At 61.7% G+C, this 19,635-nt stretch carries 19 protein-coding genes; 7 read left to right on the top strand and 12 right to left on the bottom strand.

Going from position 1 to position 19,635, the window contains the following annotated elements:
• Positions 1 to 27: 27 nt before the first annotated feature.
• The 3 genes from JNJ45_03140 to JNJ45_03130 are packed head-to-tail and all read right to left on the bottom strand — an operon-like array spanning position 28 to position 3,156.
• Positions 28 to 1,311: a hypothetical protein gene (locus tag JNJ45_03140; protein ID MBL8047656.1), complete on the bottom strand. Its 1,284-nt coding sequence runs from the start codon at positions 1,309 to 1,311 to the stop codon at positions 28 to 30.
• Positions 1,308 to 2,627: a hypothetical protein gene (locus JNJ45_03135; protein MBL8047655.1), complete on the bottom strand. Its 1,320-nt coding sequence runs from the start codon at positions 2,625 to 2,627 to the stop codon at positions 1,308 to 1,310. Before JNJ45_03135 ends, JNJ45_03140 begins: the two co-directional genes overlap by 4 nt.
• Positions 2,620 to 3,156, bottom strand: coding sequence for a hypothetical protein (locus tag JNJ45_03130; GenBank protein MBL8047654.1), 537 nt, complete (start codon positions 3,154 to 3,156; stop codon positions 2,620 to 2,622). The genes JNJ45_03135 and JNJ45_03130 overlap by 8 nt, the downstream gene beginning before the upstream one ends.
• Before the next feature lie 82 nt (positions 3,157 to 3,238).
• On the opposite strand from JNJ45_03130, the gene aroA reads away from it, so the two are divergent.
• Positions 3,239 to 4,522, top strand: a complete 1,284-nt coding sequence (gene aroA, locus JNJ45_03125; GenBank protein ID MBL8047653.1) for a 3-phosphoshikimate 1-carboxyvinyltransferase — start codon at positions 3,239 to 3,241, stop codon at positions 4,520 to 4,522.
• Positions 4,522 to 5,190 carry a (d)CMP kinase gene (locus JNJ45_03120; protein ID MBL8047652.1) on the top strand — a complete coding sequence of 223 codons (669 nt, stop codon included), beginning with the start codon at positions 4,522 to 4,524 and terminating at the stop codon, positions 5,188 to 5,190. Before aroA ends, JNJ45_03120 begins: the two co-directional genes overlap by 1 nt.
• On the opposite strand, the gene JNJ45_03115 is transcribed toward JNJ45_03120, so the two are convergent.
• On the bottom strand, positions 5,187 to 6,173 hold the full coding sequence (locus tag JNJ45_03115; protein MBL8047651.1) for an LD-carboxypeptidase: 987 nt from the start codon (positions 6,171 to 6,173) through the stop codon (positions 5,187 to 5,189). The two genes, JNJ45_03120 and JNJ45_03115, sit on opposite strands and share 4 nt — an antisense overlap.
• Positions 6,174 to 6,182: 9 nt before the next feature.
• Positions 6,183 to 8,081, bottom strand: coding sequence for a heavy metal translocating P-type ATPase (locus JNJ45_03110; GenBank protein ID MBL8047650.1), 1,899 nt, complete (start codon positions 8,079 to 8,081; stop codon positions 6,183 to 6,185).
• Positions 8,082 to 8,133: 52 nt separating this feature from the next.
• Here JNJ45_03110 and JNJ45_03105 point away from each other — a divergent pair, with 52 nt between their 5' ends.
• Complete coding sequence (locus JNJ45_03105; protein MBL8047649.1) at positions 8,134 to 10,032, top strand: family 10 glycosylhydrolase; 1,899 nt, start codon at positions 8,134 to 8,136, stop codon at positions 10,030 to 10,032.
• On the opposite strand, the gene JNJ45_03100 is transcribed toward JNJ45_03105, so the two are convergent.
• The gene (locus JNJ45_03100; GenBank protein ID MBL8047648.1) at positions 10,029 to 10,598 is read right to left on the bottom strand and encodes a TlpA family protein disulfide reductase; all 570 of its coding nucleotides are present in this window, start codon (positions 10,596 to 10,598) and stop codon (positions 10,029 to 10,031) included. The two genes, JNJ45_03105 and JNJ45_03100, sit on opposite strands and share 4 nt — an antisense overlap.
• A 46-nt stretch (positions 10,599 to 10,644) precedes the next feature.
• On the opposite strand from JNJ45_03100, the gene JNJ45_03095 reads away from it, so the two are divergent.
• Genes JNJ45_03095 through JNJ45_03085 form a run of 3 tightly spaced genes read left to right on the top strand, consistent with a single transcriptional unit; the run spans position 10,645 to position 12,782 of the window.
• Positions 10,645 to 11,295 (top strand): class I SAM-dependent methyltransferase, encoded by a 651-nt coding sequence (locus JNJ45_03095; protein MBL8047647.1) that lies wholly within the window; start codon positions 10,645 to 10,647, stop codon positions 11,293 to 11,295.
• A 5-nt stretch (positions 11,296 to 11,300) separates the two neighbouring features.
• Complete coding sequence (gene galE / locus JNJ45_03090) at positions 11,301 to 12,278, top strand: UDP-glucose 4-epimerase GalE (GenBank protein ID MBL8047646.1); 978 nt, start codon at positions 11,301 to 11,303, stop codon at positions 12,276 to 12,278.
• A 3-nt stretch (positions 12,279 to 12,281) separates the two neighbouring features.
• A complete protein-coding gene (locus JNJ45_03085) occupies positions 12,282 to 12,782 on the top strand; it encodes a hypothetical protein (protein ID MBL8047645.1) in 501 nt (166 codons plus the stop codon).
• Here the strand turns inward: JNJ45_03085 and tsaD are convergent.
• From tsaD to JNJ45_03070, 3 genes are read right to left on the bottom strand one after another with little or no spacing between them, the layout of a single operon-like run.
• Entirely contained in the window at positions 12,701 to 13,732 is a 1,032-nt protein-coding gene (gene tsaD, locus JNJ45_03080) for a tRNA (adenosine(37)-N6)-threonylcarbamoyltransferase complex transferase subunit TsaD (protein ID MBL8047644.1), read from the bottom strand. The two genes, JNJ45_03085 and tsaD, sit on opposite strands and share 82 nt — an antisense overlap.
• Positions 13,729 to 14,211 (bottom strand): ribosomal protein S18-alanine N-acetyltransferase, encoded by a 483-nt coding sequence (gene rimI / locus JNJ45_03075; protein ID MBL8047643.1) that lies wholly within the window; start codon positions 14,209 to 14,211, stop codon positions 13,729 to 13,731. The genes tsaD and rimI overlap by 4 nt, the downstream gene beginning before the upstream one ends.
• A complete protein-coding gene (locus JNJ45_03070; protein ID MBL8047642.1) occupies positions 14,204 to 14,908 on the bottom strand; it encodes an ABC transporter ATP-binding protein in 705 nt (234 codons plus the stop codon). Before JNJ45_03070 ends, rimI begins: the two co-directional genes overlap by 8 nt.
• A 66-nt stretch (positions 14,909 to 14,974) precedes the next feature.
• Between JNJ45_03070 and JNJ45_03065 the strand changes: the two genes are divergently transcribed.
• A complete protein-coding gene (locus tag JNJ45_03065; protein ID MBL8047641.1) occupies positions 14,975 to 17,767 on the top strand; it encodes an EAL domain-containing protein in 2,793 nt (930 codons plus the stop codon).
• Here the strand turns inward: JNJ45_03065 and dapF are convergent.
• Genes dapF through miaA form a run of 3 tightly spaced genes read right to left on the bottom strand, consistent with a single transcriptional unit; the run spans position 17,764 to position 19,633 of the window.
• Positions 17,764 to 18,498 carry a diaminopimelate epimerase gene (dapF, locus tag JNJ45_03060; GenBank protein MBL8047640.1) on the bottom strand — a complete coding sequence of 245 codons (735 nt, stop codon included), beginning with the start codon at positions 18,496 to 18,498 and terminating at the stop codon, positions 17,764 to 17,766. The genes JNJ45_03065 and dapF overlap by 4 nt on opposite strands.
• A gap of 28 nt (positions 18,499 to 18,526) precedes the next feature.
• Positions 18,527 to 18,781, bottom strand: a complete 255-nt coding sequence (gene hfq / locus JNJ45_03055; protein MBL8047639.1) for an RNA chaperone Hfq — start codon at positions 18,779 to 18,781, stop codon at positions 18,527 to 18,529.
• Complete coding sequence (gene miaA / locus JNJ45_03050) at positions 18,782 to 19,633, bottom strand: tRNA (adenosine(37)-N6)-dimethylallyltransferase MiaA (protein ID MBL8047638.1); 852 nt, start codon at positions 19,631 to 19,633, stop codon at positions 18,782 to 18,784.
• Positions 19,634 to 19,635: the final 2 nt, after the last annotated feature.

Here is a 19,635-nt window from a genome sequence, read left to right as displayed (position 1 = left end):
GCAGTTTTTGGGGGACGTTCGCCCCCGTTATTCGGACGGGGACGGTTCAATGCTCTTCGGGACGGTGACTTTCACGTTAACGGGCGTCGGGGAGCCGAGTTGCTTGACTTTCTCGACGACATCGAGGCCAAAGACTTCTTTGAGCTGTTCGCTGAGCGCGAGTAGGTTGCCGGGGCCGCCCGAACCTCCTTGGTCAATGACGGTGACCTTTTTGATTTGGGAGGCGGCGTTGACTGACTCCCCTATGGCAGCTAAGATGGTCTCGACTTTTTGGGCGATGACGATTTCGCGGGCGCCGGGGCCGGCCTCTTTCCACGCTTCCGCCATTTTGGTAAGGGCTTCGGCGCGGGCGGTGCCGTCGGCGACGACGGGAGCGTACTGGGCCTTGGCGCGGGCGGCGGCGGCGCTGGCTTGGGCTTTCGCGGGTTCAATGACTTCGGCTTCCAGACGGCGGCGCACTTGCTCGACGCGGGCGGTCTGCACGGCGACCTCGGCCTTGGCTTTGGCGACTTCGGCCGCGACGACGGCGAGTTCTTCGGCGATGACCGCTTCGCGGCGCGAGGTGGCATCGAGCAGGCGGCGCTCGGCATCGGCCTTGGCGCTGGCGATTTGGCCGTCCACGCGGGCGCGGGCTTGCTGCTCCTTGTTGGAGGCTTCTCGTTCGCTGGATTCGGCGCGGGCTTTGGCTTCGGCGATGCGGGCGGACGAGATGACCTCGGCGTTGCGGCGGCGGCCGATGGAGTCGAGATAGTGCACCTCGTCTTGCACGTGTTGAATCTTCATGGTGTCGACGGCGAGACCGAGGGCGGTCATGTCGGCTTCCACTTCGTGGACGAGTCGCTCGGCGAAGAGCAACTTGTCTTCGTTGATCTGCTCGGGCGTCATGGTGCTGACGATGCCGCGGAGGGAGCCTTCGAGAGTGGCCTTCGCGATGCCGATGATTTCCTCGCGACTGCGGTTGAGGAAGCGTTCAATTGCGTTGTTGAGGAGGGGCTCTTGGCTCGCGATTTTGACGTTGGCGACGCCTTGTACGGAGACGGGAATTCCGCCTTTGCTGTACGCGTTGGTGGCGGTGACGTCAATGACCATGTTGGTGAGGTCCATTCGGTCTACGCGTTCCATGAACGGCACACGGATGCCGCGTCCGCCTTTGATGACGCGATAGCCAAGGTCACGGCCATGCTCCTGGCGACGCGAACCGCTGAAGATGAGCACCTCGTTGGGCGCGCAAATGTGGATGAGCGAGGGCAAGGTGATGAGGAACAGCAGGAGGAACGCCAAGATGACGCCCACGACGACGATGAAGCTCACTTTCGCACCTCCGTGGTGATGCCGCCCAGGGCCTTTTTCAGATCGAAGCCAACGAGTTGCTCTAGGGCACCGGTGAGTTCGGTGAGCAAAGCGACGCGCCCGGCGACATAGTTCGGGAGCCCCTTGCCGGAGCCGTTGTCAATGATATTCACTTCTTCCACTTCTACTTGGTTGGCGATATGCACCATGCGTTTGAGAATCGAGTCGAGGGAGTCGAGGACGACGATGTTGATGGCGTTGTCGCCGGCGGCGCGCCACGCAGAGTTGAGGGCGCTGAGCGCCTCCCCGGCGGCGAGGCCACGTTCGCGGGTCACCGAGGCTTCGGCTTCGGCGATGGACTGTTGGGCGATTTGTGCCGCTTCGGCGGGGAGGACTTCGTCCACTTTGAGGCGGATGGCTTCCACTTGGGTGCGGATGCCTTGCAACTCTTGTTCGGCACGGGCGCGGGCCTCGCGGGCGGCGGACTCGGTGATTTTTTCTTCGCTCGTCACGCGCGATTCGAGGTCGGCGAGGATTTTGCGGAGTTCGTTTTCCATGCGGGCGATTTGGGCGTCGGCATTGCTCAGGGCGACGGCGCCTCGGGCGGCCATTTCGCTTTCGATTTGCTCGGCTTGTCGCCGGGCGTCTGATTCGGCCATCTGGGCGTCGCGAACGACGTTGGCGATGGCTTCGCGTCCGATGGAATCGAGGTATTTCACGTCGTCGCTGACGTGCTGAATTTTGAGCGTGTCGAGGTGGAGGCCGAGCTTCTTGAGGTCGAGTTCGCTTTCGTTGGCGAGTTCTTCCGCGAAGGTGAGGCGGTCTTCGTTGATTTGTTCGGGCGTCAACCGTGCCAGAACTCCGCGCAGGTGGCCTTCGAGGGTTTCTTTGGCGACGCGGCGGATGGCGACGGGTGGTTGACCGAGGAAGCGCTCAATTGCGTTGCCGACGACACCGGGTTCACTGGAGATTTTGACGTTGGCGACGGCGTCCACGTGAAGCGGGATTCCGCCTTGAGCGTAGGCTCCGCGCACGCCGATGGGAATCTCCATCGTGTTGAGGGTCATGCGGTCTACGCGCTCCAGAATTGGCACTCGCCAGCCGCGACCGCCGAAGACGACACGAAATCCGCGGACGGTGCCATCGGGTGCTTTTTGCTTGCGCCCGGAGAACACGAGGAACTCGTTGGGCGGGCAGATGTACAGGATCGTCTTGACGAGAACGAAAAAGACGAGGATGCAGACGAGGACCGGGGCCGCGCCCTTGAGCGCGGTGATCAGTTGCTCGACGGATTCGGGGGTCGTCAGTTGGCCAAGCCAAAGGGAGACGTTATTCATGACTGTTTCCTAACGAAAGGCTGGCCGCTTCGGACTCGGCGACCACCTCAAAAATTTCTCCCGTGACGCCAACGAGAATGACCTTTTCTTTCGGCAGAATCTCGATGTCGGGGTTGAGGGCTCGGGCTTGCACCTCGATGATGTCGCTGCCGTATTGAACGACCACCTTCCCTACCGAGCGCGACCGGATAGGGACGCTCACGGTGCCCCAGCGGCTCACCAGATCTTGGTAAGTGGTGCTGCCGGACGCGCTTCCTCGGCGGGCGAGTTGGCGGGCGGCGATGCTGACGGTGAGGCCGGTGATGACGCCCGCCGCGATGGCCATGATGAGGGCTTCGGGCATGTTCATGAGCGTGGCCAGGACGCCGGTCAGGCCGAAGGCACCAACACCATACACCCAGAACCGGAAGCTGAGGATGGGCAGCCAGTCGCCGATGCCGTGGTCGCTATCGAAGCTGTGATCGCCGACGTCGTGGTTGCCATGGCCGACGATGATGCCGACCAACAGGAGGCCTACACTGACGATCATGCAACCTGCGTAAACGACAAACACTCACCCACTATACAGCCGAAACTGGGGGAAGGTTGCGACTGGTACTCTTGGGGCGTTCATGGAGCTTCGTTTTGGTCCGGCCCTTAGCCCGCCTCGGGGCGAAATCACTCCCCCCGCCGACAAAAGCCTGACCCACCGCGCTCTAATTTTTGGCGCTCTTGCGAATTCGACTAGCGAAATCCACAACCCCTTGACCGGCGAAGACTGCCGCGCCACGCGACGCATTCTCGAAATGGTCGGCATGCGGGTGGAGGAATCGGGCGACGTGTGGCGGGTCCAGCCCGCGACCTGGACCACCCCAACCGAGCCGGTTGATTGCGGGAATTCTGGCACCACCATGCGCCTGCTCATGGGAGTATTCGCTTCGCGACCGATGAGCGTAGAATTTGTCGGCGACGCTTCGCTCTCGCGGCGTCCGATGGGGCGCATTGGCCTCCCGCTCAAGATGATGGGCGCAAAGGTAGAGGGCGAAAAGGCGCCCGTGCGATTGACCGGCGGAACGCTGCGCGGCATTGACTACCTCTCGCCGGTGGCGAGCGCGCAGATCAAGAGTGCGATTTTGCTCGCGGGGGTGCGGGCCGAGGGTGAGACTAGCGTGGACGAGCCCGAGCAAAGTCGCGACCACACGGAGCGCTTGATGGAGGCGCTCGGCGTGCCGCTCACCCGGTGTCGCAACCAGATTTCGGTTCAACGCGCCGAGTGGGGCGGATTTGAGTTTCGAGTGCCGGGCGACATTTCGAGCGCGGCCTTTGCGCTGTGTTTGGTGGCGGGTTCGCCGGGGGCGCAGGCGGTGCTTCGGGGCGTTTCGGTGAATCCGACGCGCTCGGGCCTGCTTGATGTGCTTGCGCATATGGGGGCTTCGGTGACGCGGGAAAATGAACGGGCGGAGTTGGGCGAACCGCTCGCGGATTTGGTGGTCAGCGGGCCGCCTGGCTTGAAGCCCTTTGTGATTGAAGGCGAGTTGGTGCCGAGGCTGATTGATGAGATTCCGGTGCTGAGTGTTCTCGCGACGCAGGCGCACGGAACGAGCGTGGTGCGCGGAGCGGCGGAGTTGCGGGTGAAGGAGAGTGACCGGATTGCGCAGATGGCAAAGGGGTTGCGGGCGATGGGCGCGTCGGTGGACGAGTTTCCGGATGGCATGGCCATTCACGGGCCAGTGGCTTTAAGGGGCGCGACGATTGACGCGCACGGCGATCACCGGTTGGCAATGAGTTTTGCGATCGCGGGGTTGCTGAGCGCGACGGGCGACACCACGATTCGGGGGGCTGATTCGATTGCAACCAGCTATCCTGGATTTGTGGACGACCTACGCACGCTCGGCGTGACCTGGAGCGAAGCCTAATGCGACCCGTCATTGCGATTGACGGCCCGGCCGGAGCGGGAAAATCAACAGTTGCCAAAATTCTCGCCGAACGGCTCGACTTGCGATACCTCGATACTGGCGCGATGTATCGGGCGGTTGCCCTCCTGGCCACTCGCCACGGGCTCGGCCCGGAGGATGGCGAGGCTGCCGCCCGGCTCGCCGCGCCCAGTGAGATTTCTTTCGGCGAGGGGACGCCACAGCGCGTTTTTCTCAACGGCGAGGATGTCACCGCCGCGATTCGAACGCCTGACATGGGAGAACTCGCTAGCGCGCTAAGTGCTCACTCGCCGGTGCGCGCGATCATGGCGAGCCGTCAGCAGGCGATGATCGCCGCTGGCGGCGTGATTCTCGAAGGTCGCGATACGACCACCGTGGTCGCGCCCAACGCCACGCTAAAGGTGTTTCTCACGGCCAGCTTGGAGGAGCGGGCGCACCGCCGATTGGAGGAGTTTCGGGAGAAAGGCATTGACCTTTCGAACGAGGAGTTGACCCGCCAGATCGCCGACCGCGATCACCGCGATTACACTCGCCAAGATTCGCCGTTGACCAAAGCCGAAGACGCCGTGCTCGTGGAGAGTTTCGGCAAAACTCCCGAGGCGGTCGCGGAAGAGATCATCGCCGCGCTCAAGCGTGTCTTAGGCGACTAGCGGTGCCACCACAGCTCGGGCTGCGATCCGGTGTTGAGCGTCACTTCGGCCCCGACCGGCAACATCAGTTGCTCGCGAATGTGGCCGAATTGGATGTTGCTGACGATCGGCACATTGAGCTTGCCAAGCTGCTCGCGGAGCACCTCCATGGCCGTCGGCACGTCCGTCGAATCGGGGTCGTCGCACTTGGTGAACTGCCCCAAAAGCACCGCGCGCACGCCCTTGAACACGCCCGCCATGTGCATTTGCGTAAGCATGCGATCGATGCGATAGGGCGCCTCGTTCACGTCCTCCAGAAACAGAATCTTGTCCTTGAACGACGGCAGATAGCCCGTGCCGATGAGCTGGTTGAGCACCATGAGATTGCCGCCAATCAGCCGCCCCCGCACGGGGTCTGAACTTGCCCGGTCCACCGCCAGCGGCGGCGACTCGCCGCCCGACGCAAAGATGTGATACGGCCCGGTTTCCATCAGCGCTCGCCGGAACGAAGCCGTGCTCAGCGGCTTTTCGGGCGGCGGCGCTTGCGAGCCGTGGAATCCGAGCGGAACCTTGTGGCCCATCGCCGCCACCAGCAAGGCCGTGATGTCGCTAAACCCGATGACCGGCTTGGGGTCGGCGCGCCACGCGGACCAATCAATGAGCGGCAGAATGCGGGCGCAACCCCACCCGCCGCGCAGACAGGATATTGCCCGAATTTTGGGGTTGCGAATCGCCTCATTCAGGTCGGATGCCCGCTGCTCGTCGGTCCCGGCGAAGAACTGATGCCGCCGCTCGGCATTGGGGCCGAGCACCGGCTCTAGCCCAAGGCTCCGCAAGTTGCCAAGCAGCGCTTGGATGAAGTCGGGCTCCAGCCGACCAGCGGGGCCGATGGCGGCCACTTGGTCGCCGGGACGAAGAATCGGGGACTTGCTCATGGCGAAGGAGGTCGCGGTCAGTCCGACGCCAGTCGCCGCCAAAAAGCCACGCCGGGACACTCCGCTCATGCCGGTAGGTTACTCCAACATGCGCTCGGCGCCCGCCCCTCCAAGCAGCCGTAGACCGTTCAGAACCACCAAGGCGGTGCTCCCTTCGTGGCCGAGCACGGCCCACGACAGCGGCACCCAACCCACGAGCGAGCCGAGCGTGAGGGCCGCAATCATGCCACCCGCGAACCACAGATTGAACCGGATGTTGGCGCGCGTTTTTCGCCCGAGCGCCACCAAGAGCGGGAGCCGCTGAATGCGGTCTTGCACGAGCACGACGTCGGCAACTTCGAGCGCCACTTCGTTGCCGAGGCCGCCCATCGCGACGCCGACATGGGCCTCGGCGAGCGCGGGCGCGTCGTTCACGCCGTCGCCGACCATCATCACGATCTCGCCTTGCCGCACCTGTTGTTGAACCAGCTCGTGTTTGCGCTCAGGCGTCATCCCCGCTTCAAATTCTTGGAGGCCGAGTTCTTTCGCGACGGCGTGCGCGGTTTTGGCGTTGTCGCCAGTGAGCATCCGAATGTGGCCAATGCCCAGCTTGCGGAAGCCGGACAGAAGCTCGGGGGCGTCCGCGCGCGGCGTGTCGCGTAGACCCAGCGCCGCCTGCACGTCGCCCGCGGAAACAACTACGACAGTAAGCCCGCGCTCGCCCATTTCCGCGGCGTGCTCATTGAGTTCGTGGCCAAGCTCGGCGGGTTCAAAAAAGCTCAGCTGCCCGACTTTCGTGCTGATTCCGCCGACCACCGCGCGTAGCCCCTTGCCGGGTACGACCTCGACATTTTGGGGTTCGGGCCATTCGACGGCGGTGCGCCGCGCGAAGTCGAGAATCGCTACCGCGATCGGGTGCTGGCTCGCGCTCTCGGTGGAGGCGACCAGTCGCAAGACCTCCAGCACAGCCTCGTTGGGGCGCGATCCGGGGCGCCAGCACTCCACGATCGGCTCGTGTAACACGCACACCTCGGCGACGTCGAACTTGCCCGTGGTCAGCGTGCCGGTCTTGTCCAGGTTGACGGCGGTGACCATTCCCGCCTGTTCCAGAGCCAACCCGCCGCGCACCAATATCCCGCGTCGAGCGGCGAAGGCGAGCGCGCTCAGCGCCGCGGCCGGTGCCGAAATGACCAACGCGCACGGGCTCAAGGCGACGAGCAGAATTAGCGAATGGTAGCCCGCTTGCGCCACCGTCTCATGCAAACCAAAGAAACGAACCGCAAACGAAATGAGCGCCACCGCCAACACAAAGGCGGTGTAGGTCGCGGCGAACCACCGGCTGATCCGCTCTCCGCTGGTCGGCTTTTCCTGAGCCTCTTCGACGAGCCGCACAATTCGGTCGAGGGTCGTGTTGCCCGCCGCCGCCGTGACCCGAACGTCAGCCCGCGTCCCCAGATTCTGCGTGCCCGCGATGGCGTTGTCGCCAGCGATTTTGTGCACGGGTTGGCTCTCGCCACTGATCGCGGCCTCGTTGAAGCTGGATTCGCCGAGCAACACGCCGTCCAGCGGCACAATGGAGAACGGGTTGAGGCGCACCACATCGCCGACTGCCACCTCTTCCAGAGGCACCTCATGCGTGCCATCGGCCTGAACTCGCAACGCCGTGGCCGGCCGGAGTTTCACGAGCGCACCGATGGCCGCCTCGGTTTTCGCCATCGCCATCTCCTCCAGCGCGCTGCTCAACGAGAACAAAAACAGCAACACCGCGGCCTCGCGCGGCTGCCCCACGAGCACCGCGCCAATGGCGGCCAGCACCATCAACAGGTTGACATCGAGTTGGCGGGCTCGCAGCGATTCGAGCATCGTCTTGACCGCGAACACCGACCCGCAGGCAATGCTGACCATGACGGCGACGTTGCCGGCGGTGAAGTAGCTCGCCACCAGCCCGAGACCGCAGGCCACGGTGAGGACCATCATGATTCGCGGCAGGTTCAGCATCTCCGTAAGTTTACTAGCCGGACTCGCCTCACTTTTCCGCTACACTTTTGCCATGAAGAAGCTCGCCGGGCTGCTTACCCTGGCCCTGATCCAAATCGCCCCGGCTCAGTACCTGGATTCGCGTCCGGTGCGCGGAGCTTGGCTTCGCGGAGATGGCAGCACGATCGGGCTGGAAATCGCTTTTGCGAACCTGCGGGCGGCGGGGATCACCGACGTGTTCCTGGAGACTTTCTACCACGGCGTCACGATTGGGGCGGCGGGGACCTTTAACCAACGCTATCCAGGAACCGACTACCTGGCTCAGGCGATCCCGATTGCGACTCGCTACGGCTTGCGGCTGCATGCGTGGCTCGAGACTTCCTACTGGCAGTACGACACAACGGGGGGATACAACTTCACCGCCAACCCGGAATACCGCGTGTGGAACGTGGCGACAAACGCGACGGGCGGCGACCAAGCGTTGCAAGTGTTCGCCAACCTTACTCTGCCGGGAGTGCAAGCCAAGCTTCGCGCCTATACGGGCGAACTAGCGGCTTACGCCGGCCTTTGGGGAATCCAAACTGACTACCACCGATTCCCGCTCGACAATAGCACCAGCGACAACTTCCCCAGCCCGTGGAGCTACGACACCACTTCGCAAAGTCTGTTCTCGACGTTTATTGGTTCGAGCGTCACCCTGAGTACGCAGGCGGCGCGGACCTCGCAGGGGCAGTACGCCAACTTTTTGGCGTGGCGGCGAGCGCGCATTGCCGAAGCCGCCAACCAGATGCGCCAGGGCATCATCGCGGTGAACTCGGACCTCACGTTCTCGGGCGCGATTTTCGCCTCGGCGATGAGCAGCAGCGCCCAGGTGGCCAAGTGCCAAGATTGGCCGACAATGGCCGCTCAAGGCTACTTGGAAGCGATTGTGCCCATGGCCTACGGTTCGACAACCGCTTCCATCAACACCGATTTGCAGACCACTCAAAACTCGGCCTCGGGCCGTCCGATTTGGGCGGGCCTCGCGATCACCGGAGGGGCCACACACCCGGCGCTGACCTCGCAACTGGCGACCGTGAAGGCGCGAGGCATCGAGAGTTGGATCGTCTTCGATGGGTCGTGGTTTGCCTCGCCGACCGAGCAGACGTCCACCAAGACTTGGCTGAACGCCAACGCCATGCCGCAACGCGCCGATCTCAACGGCGATGGCGAAGTTGATTTCCGTGACTGGACAGTATTCCGCGGCCTGTATTCAGGTTCGCCGGTGGCCTATTCGGGGCGCGCGGATTGGAATTCCGACGGGCAACTCACGACTCTGGACAACCAACGCCTGCGACAAGCGATCGCGGAGAATCGCTTGGGTGCGCGCGGAATGCTCACGGATGGCGACCGCGCAATCTTTGATCAGGTGTTCACCGGGCCCAGCACCGGCGCGAGCAGCCCCAACTTGATGAACTTTGACGGCGACGCCGATGTGGACCAAGACGACCGCCGCGCGATGGAGTTTATTGGCAGCCCGAAACGGGTGTTCTTTGGCGATATCGCCCTGCTCAACAGCCACTTTGGCCCGGCTCGCCTGTTTACTTTTGAAATTGCCGACGCCAACGGGCAGATTTTGAGCACAGTTCAGGCGCGCGCCAACGGCTCGGGCAAGTTTGCTTTGGCTTTGCCCGGCGACGACGCCTACCGCGTGGCGGTGAAGCACGAGCACTGGCTCCGGCGCGTGGTGAGCGTGGCGGCCGGGACGAGCGACGTGCCCGAGGTGCCGATGAGCCTGCGGAATGGCGACGTAAACGGCGACAACATCGTGGATATCGCCGACTACTCGGTGCTGGCGGGGGCGTTTGATGCCGCGCTCGGCGACGCCGCGTTTGTGAGTGGCGCAGACCTCAACGAGGATCTCATCGTCGACATTGCCGACTATGCGATCCTCGCGGGTTCGTTTGATATGGTGGGCGACGAACTAAACTAGTTCGGCTCGGCCATCAGTTCCTTCAAGGCTTGGCGCATCTTGGCTTCGTTGAAGCCAACCATGGTTTCGCGCACCACGCCCTTGCGGTCGATGATCAGGAAGCTCGGGTAAGCCGGTGCCTTCAGCTTCTTCATCAGGTCATCGTTGCCGTAGGTGAATGTGTATTCGTACTTGTGCTCGGCTTGGTAGGCAACCGCATTTTCCTTGGTTTGCACTCGCTTGCCGTCCTTGTCGCGTTCGCCGGCATTGGCGCCGATGAACACCACACCTTCGCTCGCGAGTTCCTTATGCATAGCGTTGATCTTCGGCGCGGCGGCCTTGCACGGGCCGCACCAGGTTGCCCAGAAATCAATGACCACGATCTTGCCCATCAGGTCCTTGTTGGTGAGTTTGTTGTCGGAGATAGTTGACATCGTGAAGTCAGCCATCGGCTTGCCCATGTTGGCCTTGTTGAATTCAGCAATGCGCTCTTCCAGCGTGGGTGCTTTTTGCGCGGCGGGTGGTGCTGTTTGGGCGAAGACGAGGCTTGCGACAGCGGTGAGCAGGAAAACGGTTTTAGCTCGCATACCTCTTTATACACGACCAACCCTGGGATGCGTAACATGTTTATGCATGGAATCGCCGCAATTTTCCTTTGGCAGCGCCGCGGTCGCGGCTCGTTACGATGAAACAGCGCCTCGGCTGGTGCCGGGATATCAAGAAGTTTTAGCGGCAATTCCTTCTCTTTTTCCTAGTGCAACGCGTCTGCTCGTGGTCGGTTGCGGGACTGGTCGGGAGATCGACGTGCTGCGTGGCGAGGGCCGGCGGATTGTCGGCGTTGATCCGGCCCAAGCGATGCTGGACGTAGCCCGAGAACGCTTTGGTGGCGATCGTTCTGTGCAACTTCTATGGGGTGAAGTAGACAATTTAGCCCCGGATGACGAGTTCGATGGCGCAACTTGCCTGCTGGTGGGGCACTTTTTGGCCGACAAGGTGCGGTTGTGGCGTTCAATCCGGCGACACCTTGCGACCGGCAGCGTGTTGATGACCGCCGACTTTTGCAGTGACGATGTGCCCGCCGACCGCGATGCCTGGATTCACATGCTCACGGAGAACGGTTTGCCTCCCGCCTTCATTGAAAACGAACGCCAAGTTTTTGACCAAAAATTTAACATTTCTTCGTGTGCTGCGTATTTGGAAGGTCTCACGGAAGCGGGATTTGATGAAGTCACGGTACTAGCTCGGCATCATTGGACCACGGTCGTAACCGCACGGGTATCTTGAGGCCTATGATTCTTGTAGTTGGCGGCGCCGGTTTCGTCGGGTCGCACGTGTGCAAAGCGCTGCGCGCCGAGGGCATTCCCCACCTCATTTTCGACTCGCTGGAGAAGGGCTTCCGCCCCGCGACACAAGGCTCGCAGCTGTTCGAGGGCGATATCACCAACCCGAGCTCGCTGGATCAGGTGTTTGCCGAAAACGACATTGATGTGGTGATGCACTTCGCGGCGTACATCGAGGTCGGCGAGAGCACCAAAGAGCCCGCGCGCTACTACCGCAACAATCTGTATGGCGTGATGACCCTACTTGATGCGATGCGAGCGCATGGCGTCAGCAAGTTCGTGTTCAGCTCGACCGCCGCTGTGTATGGCGAACCGCAGTACGTGCCGATCGATGAGAAGCACCCCAAGGACCCGACCAGTCCGTACGGCGAAACGAAGTGGAACGTCGAGCGCATGATTCAAAGTTACGACCGCGCGTACGGCCTCAAATCGGTGGCTTTGCGCTACTTTAACGCCGCCGGTTCCGACCCCGAGGGCGTGATCGGTGAGAACCACAATCCGGAAACGCACCTCATTCCGCGAACGATTTTGGCGGCCATGGGCAAGGTGCCGCCCCTCACCGTGTTCGGCACGGATTGGGATACGCCCGACGGCACCTGCCTGCGCGACTACGTGCACGTGATGGACCTCGCCGCGGCCCACATTCTGGCGACCAAGCACTTGCGCGCGGGCGGTGAGAGCCGCCAGTTCAACTTGGGCAACGGCAACGGCTTCAGCGTGCGCGAAGTGATTGACGCCGTCGCCCGCATCACCGGCATGCCGGTGCCCAACCAAGACGGCCCGCGTCGCGATGGCGACCCGGCGCGCTTAATTGCCAGCAGCGAGGCGATTCGTAAGGAGTTCGGCTGGACGCCGAAGTACCCCGACCTCGACACGATGGTAGAGCACGCTTGGGCGTGGCGGCAGACGCACCCCGACGGATACTAAGCGATGGGCCGCTGGAAGAACTTCAATCTTTGGCGCGGCCACCTGCCCCACTGGCGCGCCGACGACGTGGTGTATTACGTCACGTTCAACTCGCGGCGGCCACTGACCGATGACGAGCTGAAGATCCTCTATTTCCGGCTGATGAAACTCACCAGCAAAGGGTTTGACCTGATCATTGTGTGCGCCCTTCCCGAGGCCACCGAGATGATGTTTCGGTTCCCCGAGGGCGGCGAGTTCTCCGACGCGCTCGAGAAAACCAAGGCGAAAGCGATGCGCGAGATTCTCAAGAAATCGGGCGAGCGTTACCCGCCGGTGAGCGGCGAAAGCTACGACCGCATCGTGCGCGACCAAGCGGAATTTGAAGAACGCTGGGAGACGATTTTTGAGAGTTGCGCTCCGATCGAAGAAGAAACCGGCGGCGATTACGACTGGTTTTGGTGCGTCGAGGATGGTAGCTCGGCGTTTGGAAACACGTCCAGCGAAGAGTCGTCGGCCTGCCCCTGAGCCAAGCGCCACGATCCCGCGAGCGCGATCATGGCCGCGTTGTCGGTGCAAAACTCCATCGGCGGCGTCGCAAACCCGAAGCCAGATTGCTGGCACTTGTCGGCAAGTCGCGAGCGCAGCTCGCTGTTGGCGGCCACGCCGCCCACCAAAGTCAGGCCCCACACGTCGCCGATCTCGCGTAACGCGTGCATGACCTTTTTCACAAGCACATCCACGATGGCGGCCTGAATGCTAGCCGCCGCGTCGTGCCGATTGATGCCCGGCCCTTCGCGCTCAATCAAGCGGAGGGCGGCCGTTTTGAGACCGCTAAAGCTGAAGTTGAACGGGTCTTTGGGCAGGCTACGCGGCAGGTCGAACGCGCGCGAATTGCCCGTTGCCGCGAGTTCCTGCAAGCCACGTCCGCCAGGATACGGGATGCCGAGCAGTCGGGCGCACTTGTCGAACGCTTCGCCCGCCGCGTCGTCAATGGTCTCGCCGAAAATCTCGTAGTCGCCCGGGGCCCGCACGAGCACGATTTCGGTGTGACCGCCGCTCACGATCAGCGCGACGTGCGGAAACTCAGGCCGCGTGGCGGCAAAGTGGGCGCTCATCAAGTGCCCCTCCAAGTGGTGGACTCCCACCAGCGGAACGCCTTGCGCGACGCTTAGGGCCTTGGCCGCGGTGACGCCGACCGAAAGCGCGCCGACCAAGCCCGGGCGGTTCGTGACAGCGATTCCGCGCACGTCAGCGATCGAGGCTCCCGCGGCTTGCAGGGCCGAGGCGATGCATGGAATCATGCTTTGCACGTGGGCGCGGGCTGCGGCCTCGGGAACCACTCCACCCCACTGCTGGTGCATTGCGATTTGGCTCGCCACGATGTTAGCGCGCACGTTGAACCCATCGAGAATCGCCACGCTCGTTTCGTCGCAACTGCTTTCAATGCCAAGCACCAAGCCGTCGAGCAGTTTCACAGCTTAGCCTCGGCGAGGTTGTAGAGCCACATCACCACTGCGTCCTCTTGGTTGTCCGGGTAGTAGCGCTTGCGCACAGCGACATTAAGAAATCCCAGCCGCTCGTAGAGCTTCAGCGCGGCGATATTGCCGGCTCGAACTTCGAGCGTGGCGTCGGTCATGCCTTTTTCGCGGGCTCGGGTGAGGGCCTCCCGGACGAGACGATCGCCGAGACCCTGGCGACGGTGATCGTCGCGAACCATGACGGTGGTGATGTGCGCCTCATCAACCAAGAGCCAAACACCGACGTAGCCGACAATCTCGCCGCCGAGAAAGGCGACCAAAAACACGGCGTGCTTGTGGTTGATTTCGTTGCGGAAGGAGGCCGCGGACCACGGCGCAGATTGCCCCGCTTTCTCAATGGCGAGCACCGATTCGATATGTTCTTCGCGCAGGGTTTCGTAGCGCAGCGTGGACAGGTCCATCGGCGAACTAGCCACCCAAATACGCTTCTCTCACCCGCGGATCGTCTAGGAGATCCTTGCCCATGCCGCTCAGCACCATGCTGCCGGTCTCCAGAACGTAGGCCCGATTCGCAATTTCGAGGGCGCGGTGCGCGTTTTGCTCGACCACGAGAACGGTCACGCCGGTGGCACTGATGTTGAGGATGATCCGGAAAATCTCGGCCACCAAGTTCGGCGCGAGGCCCATGCTGGGTTCATCCAAAAGCAGCAACTGCGGGCGACTCATCATGGCGCGGCCAATGGCCAGCATCTGCTGCTCGCCGCCACTGAGGGTCCCGGCGTTTTGCTTGTACCGCTCTTGTAGCCGCGGAAACAGGCCGAGCACCTTTTCGACATCCTCGGCAATGCCCGCGGCGTCGCGCCGAATGAAGGCTCCGAGTTGCAGGTTTTCCTGCACGCTCATGTTCGTAAAGATTCGGCGACCTTCGGGACTCTGACCGATCCCGGCTTTCACGATCAGGTCGGCTCGCATGCCGCCAATATCATCGCCCAAAAACTGGATTGAGCCATTGCGAGGCTTGAGCAAGCCCGAGATGGTGCGGAGGAGGGTGCTCTTGCCGGCTCCGTTGGAGCCGATGATGGAGACGATCTCGCCCTTTTCGACCTCCATGCTGACGCCTTTTAGGGCGTGGATCGCCCCGTAGTAAACGTTAATGTCCGAAATCTTGAGCATGAAGGAAAGGTTATGTTACCGGAAAAGCTCAAGGTGCCCCTGCGGTTTAGGGTCAAAACAGCCGACATGGAACCGAGAGCCATGGTAACCCAAGTAAGCCGGAGCAAAAAACTAAGAACTCAGTTCATACTGGGCGTCGGCCTGCTTGTCATTCTGTTGGTCGGCATGATCGGCCTTATCTCGCGGTTCGTGCTGCTGAGCGGTTACGATAGTTTGGAGAACCGGAACGCATTGCGCACCGGCGACCGAATCGAAAAAGTGTTGCAGGTTCGGCTGGAGGCCCTGACGGCTGCGGCGGAGGCCCTCAGCGTATCGTGCCGAACCCGGCCCTTGGCTCAGGTGTTTAGCAAAACCGATTCGGCGAGCGCGTTTCACGGCGCGGTCATCATCGATTCGCACGGCTCAATACTGCAGTCCGCCGGACGACCCTTTACCAGCACTCGCAGCGACAACACGCTTCTCCCGATCTCGCTAAAGGCCCGCCAATGGGTCAAAGCGGCTGAGCTTCAGGAGCAGATTCGGCTAAGCCCGGTGCTGAAACGCGGGTGGGGCAAGGCGCTTTCGGTGGGCGACAGCCTGGTCGGACTGGTTTCGCTGGTGCCGTGGAAGTCGCAAACCAGCGGCAAGTCTGGATTCCTGGCGACGGTGCAAGTGCTCAACAACACGCACCTCGGCGATCTTGGTCGGTTGAACAATCTGAATTCGGCGCTCGACGTTAACTTCGAAAACGTAGCCGGCACCTCCTCGGCCGCGGTGACCAAGCTGCAAGATGGCATTCTGAAAATCTCGGTGCCACTCATCAATTTCTCATCGCGCACCTTCGCAACGTTGGATACCAAGGTTCCGCAAACGATTCTCTCGGAGGGTAAGGACAACATCACTGCGCTGATCTTCTCGGTGTCGGTGACCACCATCGCCGTCGGGCTCATGTTTTGGATGTATATCAGCCGCACCGTTCTGCGCCGGCTGGAAACCTTTACTTCCGACGTGCAGAACGTCGGCGAGCGAGTTGACAAGCGCGTGGGCGTGGATAGCACCGACGAGATCGGCTGGCTCGCCACGCAGGTGAACAAGATGCTGGAGCGGCAGGCTGCCGCTCAGCGCGAGATCGAGCGGCGCGAAGAACTCCTGCGCCAGGCCAACGAAAACTTGGAGACCGTGGTGGAAGAGCGCACCGCGCGGCTCGGCGAACTAAACTCGGTTTTGGAAAACGCCGTGGAAGGCATCGCGCGATTCAATCCGACGGGCAAAATCCTCGAGGCAAACACCACGTTTGCCGCGATGCTCGGCTTCGTTCCCGACGAAATCATCGGCCAGAACTGGGAGCAGATGATGAGCTTCTCGGACCTCGATCGCGTTTACCACGAGCTCGAGAAGTCAATCGCCGAAAACGCGAAGACCCAATTTGATACCGAATGCATCCGCCGCGATAGCTCGCACGCAATGCTCGAAGTGACCGCGATTCCGCAGCGCGACGAAGAGGGCGCCTACGCGGGCATGTATTGGTTTGTCCGCGATATCACCGAACGCAAGCGGCTCGAAGCACGGATTACCTTCCAGGCGTTTAACGACGAACTCACGGGGCTGCCCAACCGCAGCATGTTCACGGCTCACCTTGAGACTGAACTGCGCGGCACCCACGGCAACAACGAGCTCGCCGTGTTGCTATTCGACGTCGACAACTTTAAGTACGTGAACGACAGCTACGGCCACTCCGAAGGCGACCGCCTCCTGGGCTTGTTCGCCGACCGTCTGCGCGACCTGTCGCCGCGGGGCGCGGTTCTGGCGCGAATCTCGGGCGACGAGTTTGCCATGCTTGTGCCGAACTGTAGCCCGGATATGGCCGCCGACGTGGCCAACCTGGTCTTTAGAAAGATGCGGCCGCCGATTATCCTCGGCAATCGCGAAGTGTTTATCTCGTGTACCATCGGCATCGCGCTGAACAACGAGGAATGCGACACCGTTGAGAAGCTGTTTAAGGGCGCGGAAACCGCCATGTACGAGGCCAAATCGCGCGGTAAGGCCGGTTTCGCGATGTACCACTCGGCGATGAACGAGAACATTTTGGAGCGCATGGAGATCGAAGTCGGCCTGCGGCGCGCAATCGAGCTCAACGAGTTTCGCCTCGTCTACCAACCGATTGTTGACCTTGCTACCGGCGCGACCACAGGCGCGGAAGCCTTGGTGCGTTGGAATCACCCCGAGCGCGGCGCGATCTCGCCGGCCAAATTTGTGCCGATTGCTGAAGAAACGGGCCTGATTATTCCGCTGGGTGAATGGGTGTTGAAGCAAGCCTGCAACCAGACTCGGCGCATTCTCGACGAGTTTCCCGATAGCAATTTCGTGATGTCCATTAACCTTTCGGCGCGGCAGCTTCTCATCGACAATCTCAGCGAAGTTGTGATGAACGCGATCAACTCGGCCGGGATTCGGCCGCAGAACCTGAAGATCGAAATCACGGAGTCGGCGATGATGGAGGACGTGGAGGTCGGGATCGCTCGCCTCGAAGGTCTACGCGAACTCGGCCTGCAACTCGCCGTCGACGACTTTGGAACTGGGCACAGTTCTCTTTCCTACCTGCGACGCTTGCCCGTGCATAACGTGAAGATTGACCAGAGCTTTGTGAGCATGCTCGGCGTGGAAAAGCAGCCGACCGCGATTGTCAAGGCCATTATCTCCCTTTGTCAGGCCCTCGAACTCAACGTGACCGGCGAAGGCATTGAGACCACCGAGCAACGCGCCGTGCTGACTTCGCTGGGTTGCGATTATGGCCAGGGCTACCTCTTTGCGAAGCCGCTAGACGAGAAGGATTTTGTTGAGCAGTGCATGACCGACTGCCACTGGCAACGCGCGGCTTAGGCTTCGATCGCGCCGGTAAACACGGTTTCCACCGGGCCGCGCAAAACGTAGTCGTTGCCCGAGCTATCGATTTCTACCCAGCCGCCGGGCACATTCACGCGCACCGGCAGAGTGACCTGCCTGCGCAAGGCAAACGCGGTGGCGCAAGCGCCCGTTCCGCAGGCCAAAGTGAGCCCGGCTCCCCGCTCCCACGTCGCCATTTCGATTTGGCCGTTGATGACCCGCGCGAAGTGCACGTTCGTGCGATTCGGAAACAGCGGATGCTTTTCCAATTGTGCGCCGAGGCGAGCGGCCAGCGCCGGATCGCCCTCGACCACCAGGTGCGGATTGCCCATGCTCACCGAAGTTCCTTTCAGGGGCAGCGGAGCGAGGTCAAGGTCGGCGGCGAGCAGCGTGGGTTCACCCATCGTACAACTGACCAGGTCCTTGGCACCCACGGAAATCTGATGCCGCCCCGCCTTGGTGACGACCTCGAAATCGCTACCGGAAACAAGCTCCTGCGCCACAGCATACGCGCCAAAACAGCGCAAACCGTTCCCGCACATCTCCGCCTCAGAGCCGTCCGGGTTCCACATCCGCATCCAAAGATCGTCGCCGCGTTGCTCGGCCACCACAAGGCCATCTGAGCCGACGCTGAAGCGCCGATCGCAAAGAATCTTGGCCAGGGCCGCCCAGCCTTGAGCGGGTTCGCTGGCGTGAAGAAGCACGAAGTCGTTTCCGGCTCCGTGCATCTTAGTAAAGTTGAGTTGAGCCAAGCGCCTATTCGTCGCTGGTGTGCTCTTCGCCTTCCTTTTCACCCACGCCGCGCGCCGGAACGATGCTCGTCACTGCGTGCTTGTAGACCAGTTGGGTCGGCTTGCCGGGCGAATCCAGCATGATGGTAAAGGCATCAAAGCCGCGGACTTGACCGCGCAATTGCACGCCGCCCATCAAATAAATCGTAACACTGATCCCTTCCTTTCGGACTTGGTTCAGAAACATATCCTGCAAATTAATTGACTTTGCCATTGCCACTCACTCCATTTGGCCAGGCCATGCTGCCCGGTCCAATTCGCTCTCCCACTGCAAACCTTGTTCGCCTCGCAACCAAGTCCTTTGTCGTTTTGCATAGCGGCGAGTCTGCGAAACAATCTCGGTTTCGAGTTCACTCGCGCTCAGCAACCCGCTGAGGAAACGCGCAATGGGAATATACCCAATGGCCCGAAATGCGGGGCAAGCGGTTGTTAAGCCGCTGGCGAGCAGGTGTTCAGTCTCCTCAATCCAGCCATTGGCCAGCATGGTTTTGGCGCGCTGGGCGATGCGCTCATCGAGGATTTCCGTGAGCCACTGCGGCGCGACCTTGATTATCTTGAAACCTGGCAGACTGAACTGGAAGCTCTCGCCCGGGGTGAGGGCTCGCTCCAGCGCGCGGCGCACCCGCACGGGGTTCAGCTCATCGACCTGGGCGTTCGGGTCAAGGCTCTTTAGGTGCTGGAGGTTCTCTTCTCGCGACTTTCCTTCGAGTTGCTCTCTTAGTTCAGGGGTCGGCGCGGGTTTGAGTTCGCTCCACTGGTCCAGCAAAGCGCGGGCATAGAGCCCGGTTCCGCCGACCATCACGACATCGCGGCTGGCGGCAAACGCTTGCTCCAGGATGGGCAGGGCCTCGCGGATGAACTGGCCGACGCCGGTTTGCTCGGTCGGATCCTTATGGTCGATCAGTTCGTACGCGGCGAGGTCCGCCGGCTTGTTGGTCCCGATATTGAACCCGCGATACATTTGGAAGGCGTCGAAGTTGATCAGCACGGCTGATCGCTCCGACGCCCAACGTTCGGCGAGGTCTGACTTGCCCGACCCTGTTTCGCCGTAGATGGCGACGAGCGTGGGCATGC

It is taken from the genome of Chthonomonas sp. (assembly GCA_016788425.1).
In the GTDB taxonomy this organism is placed as follows: Bacteria; Armatimonadota; Fimbriimonadia; order Fimbriimonadales; family Fimbriimonadaceae; genus JAEURQ01.
The sequence above is the reverse complement of the archived record's forward strand: the minus strand, read 5'-3'. Positions and strand labels throughout refer to the sequence as shown.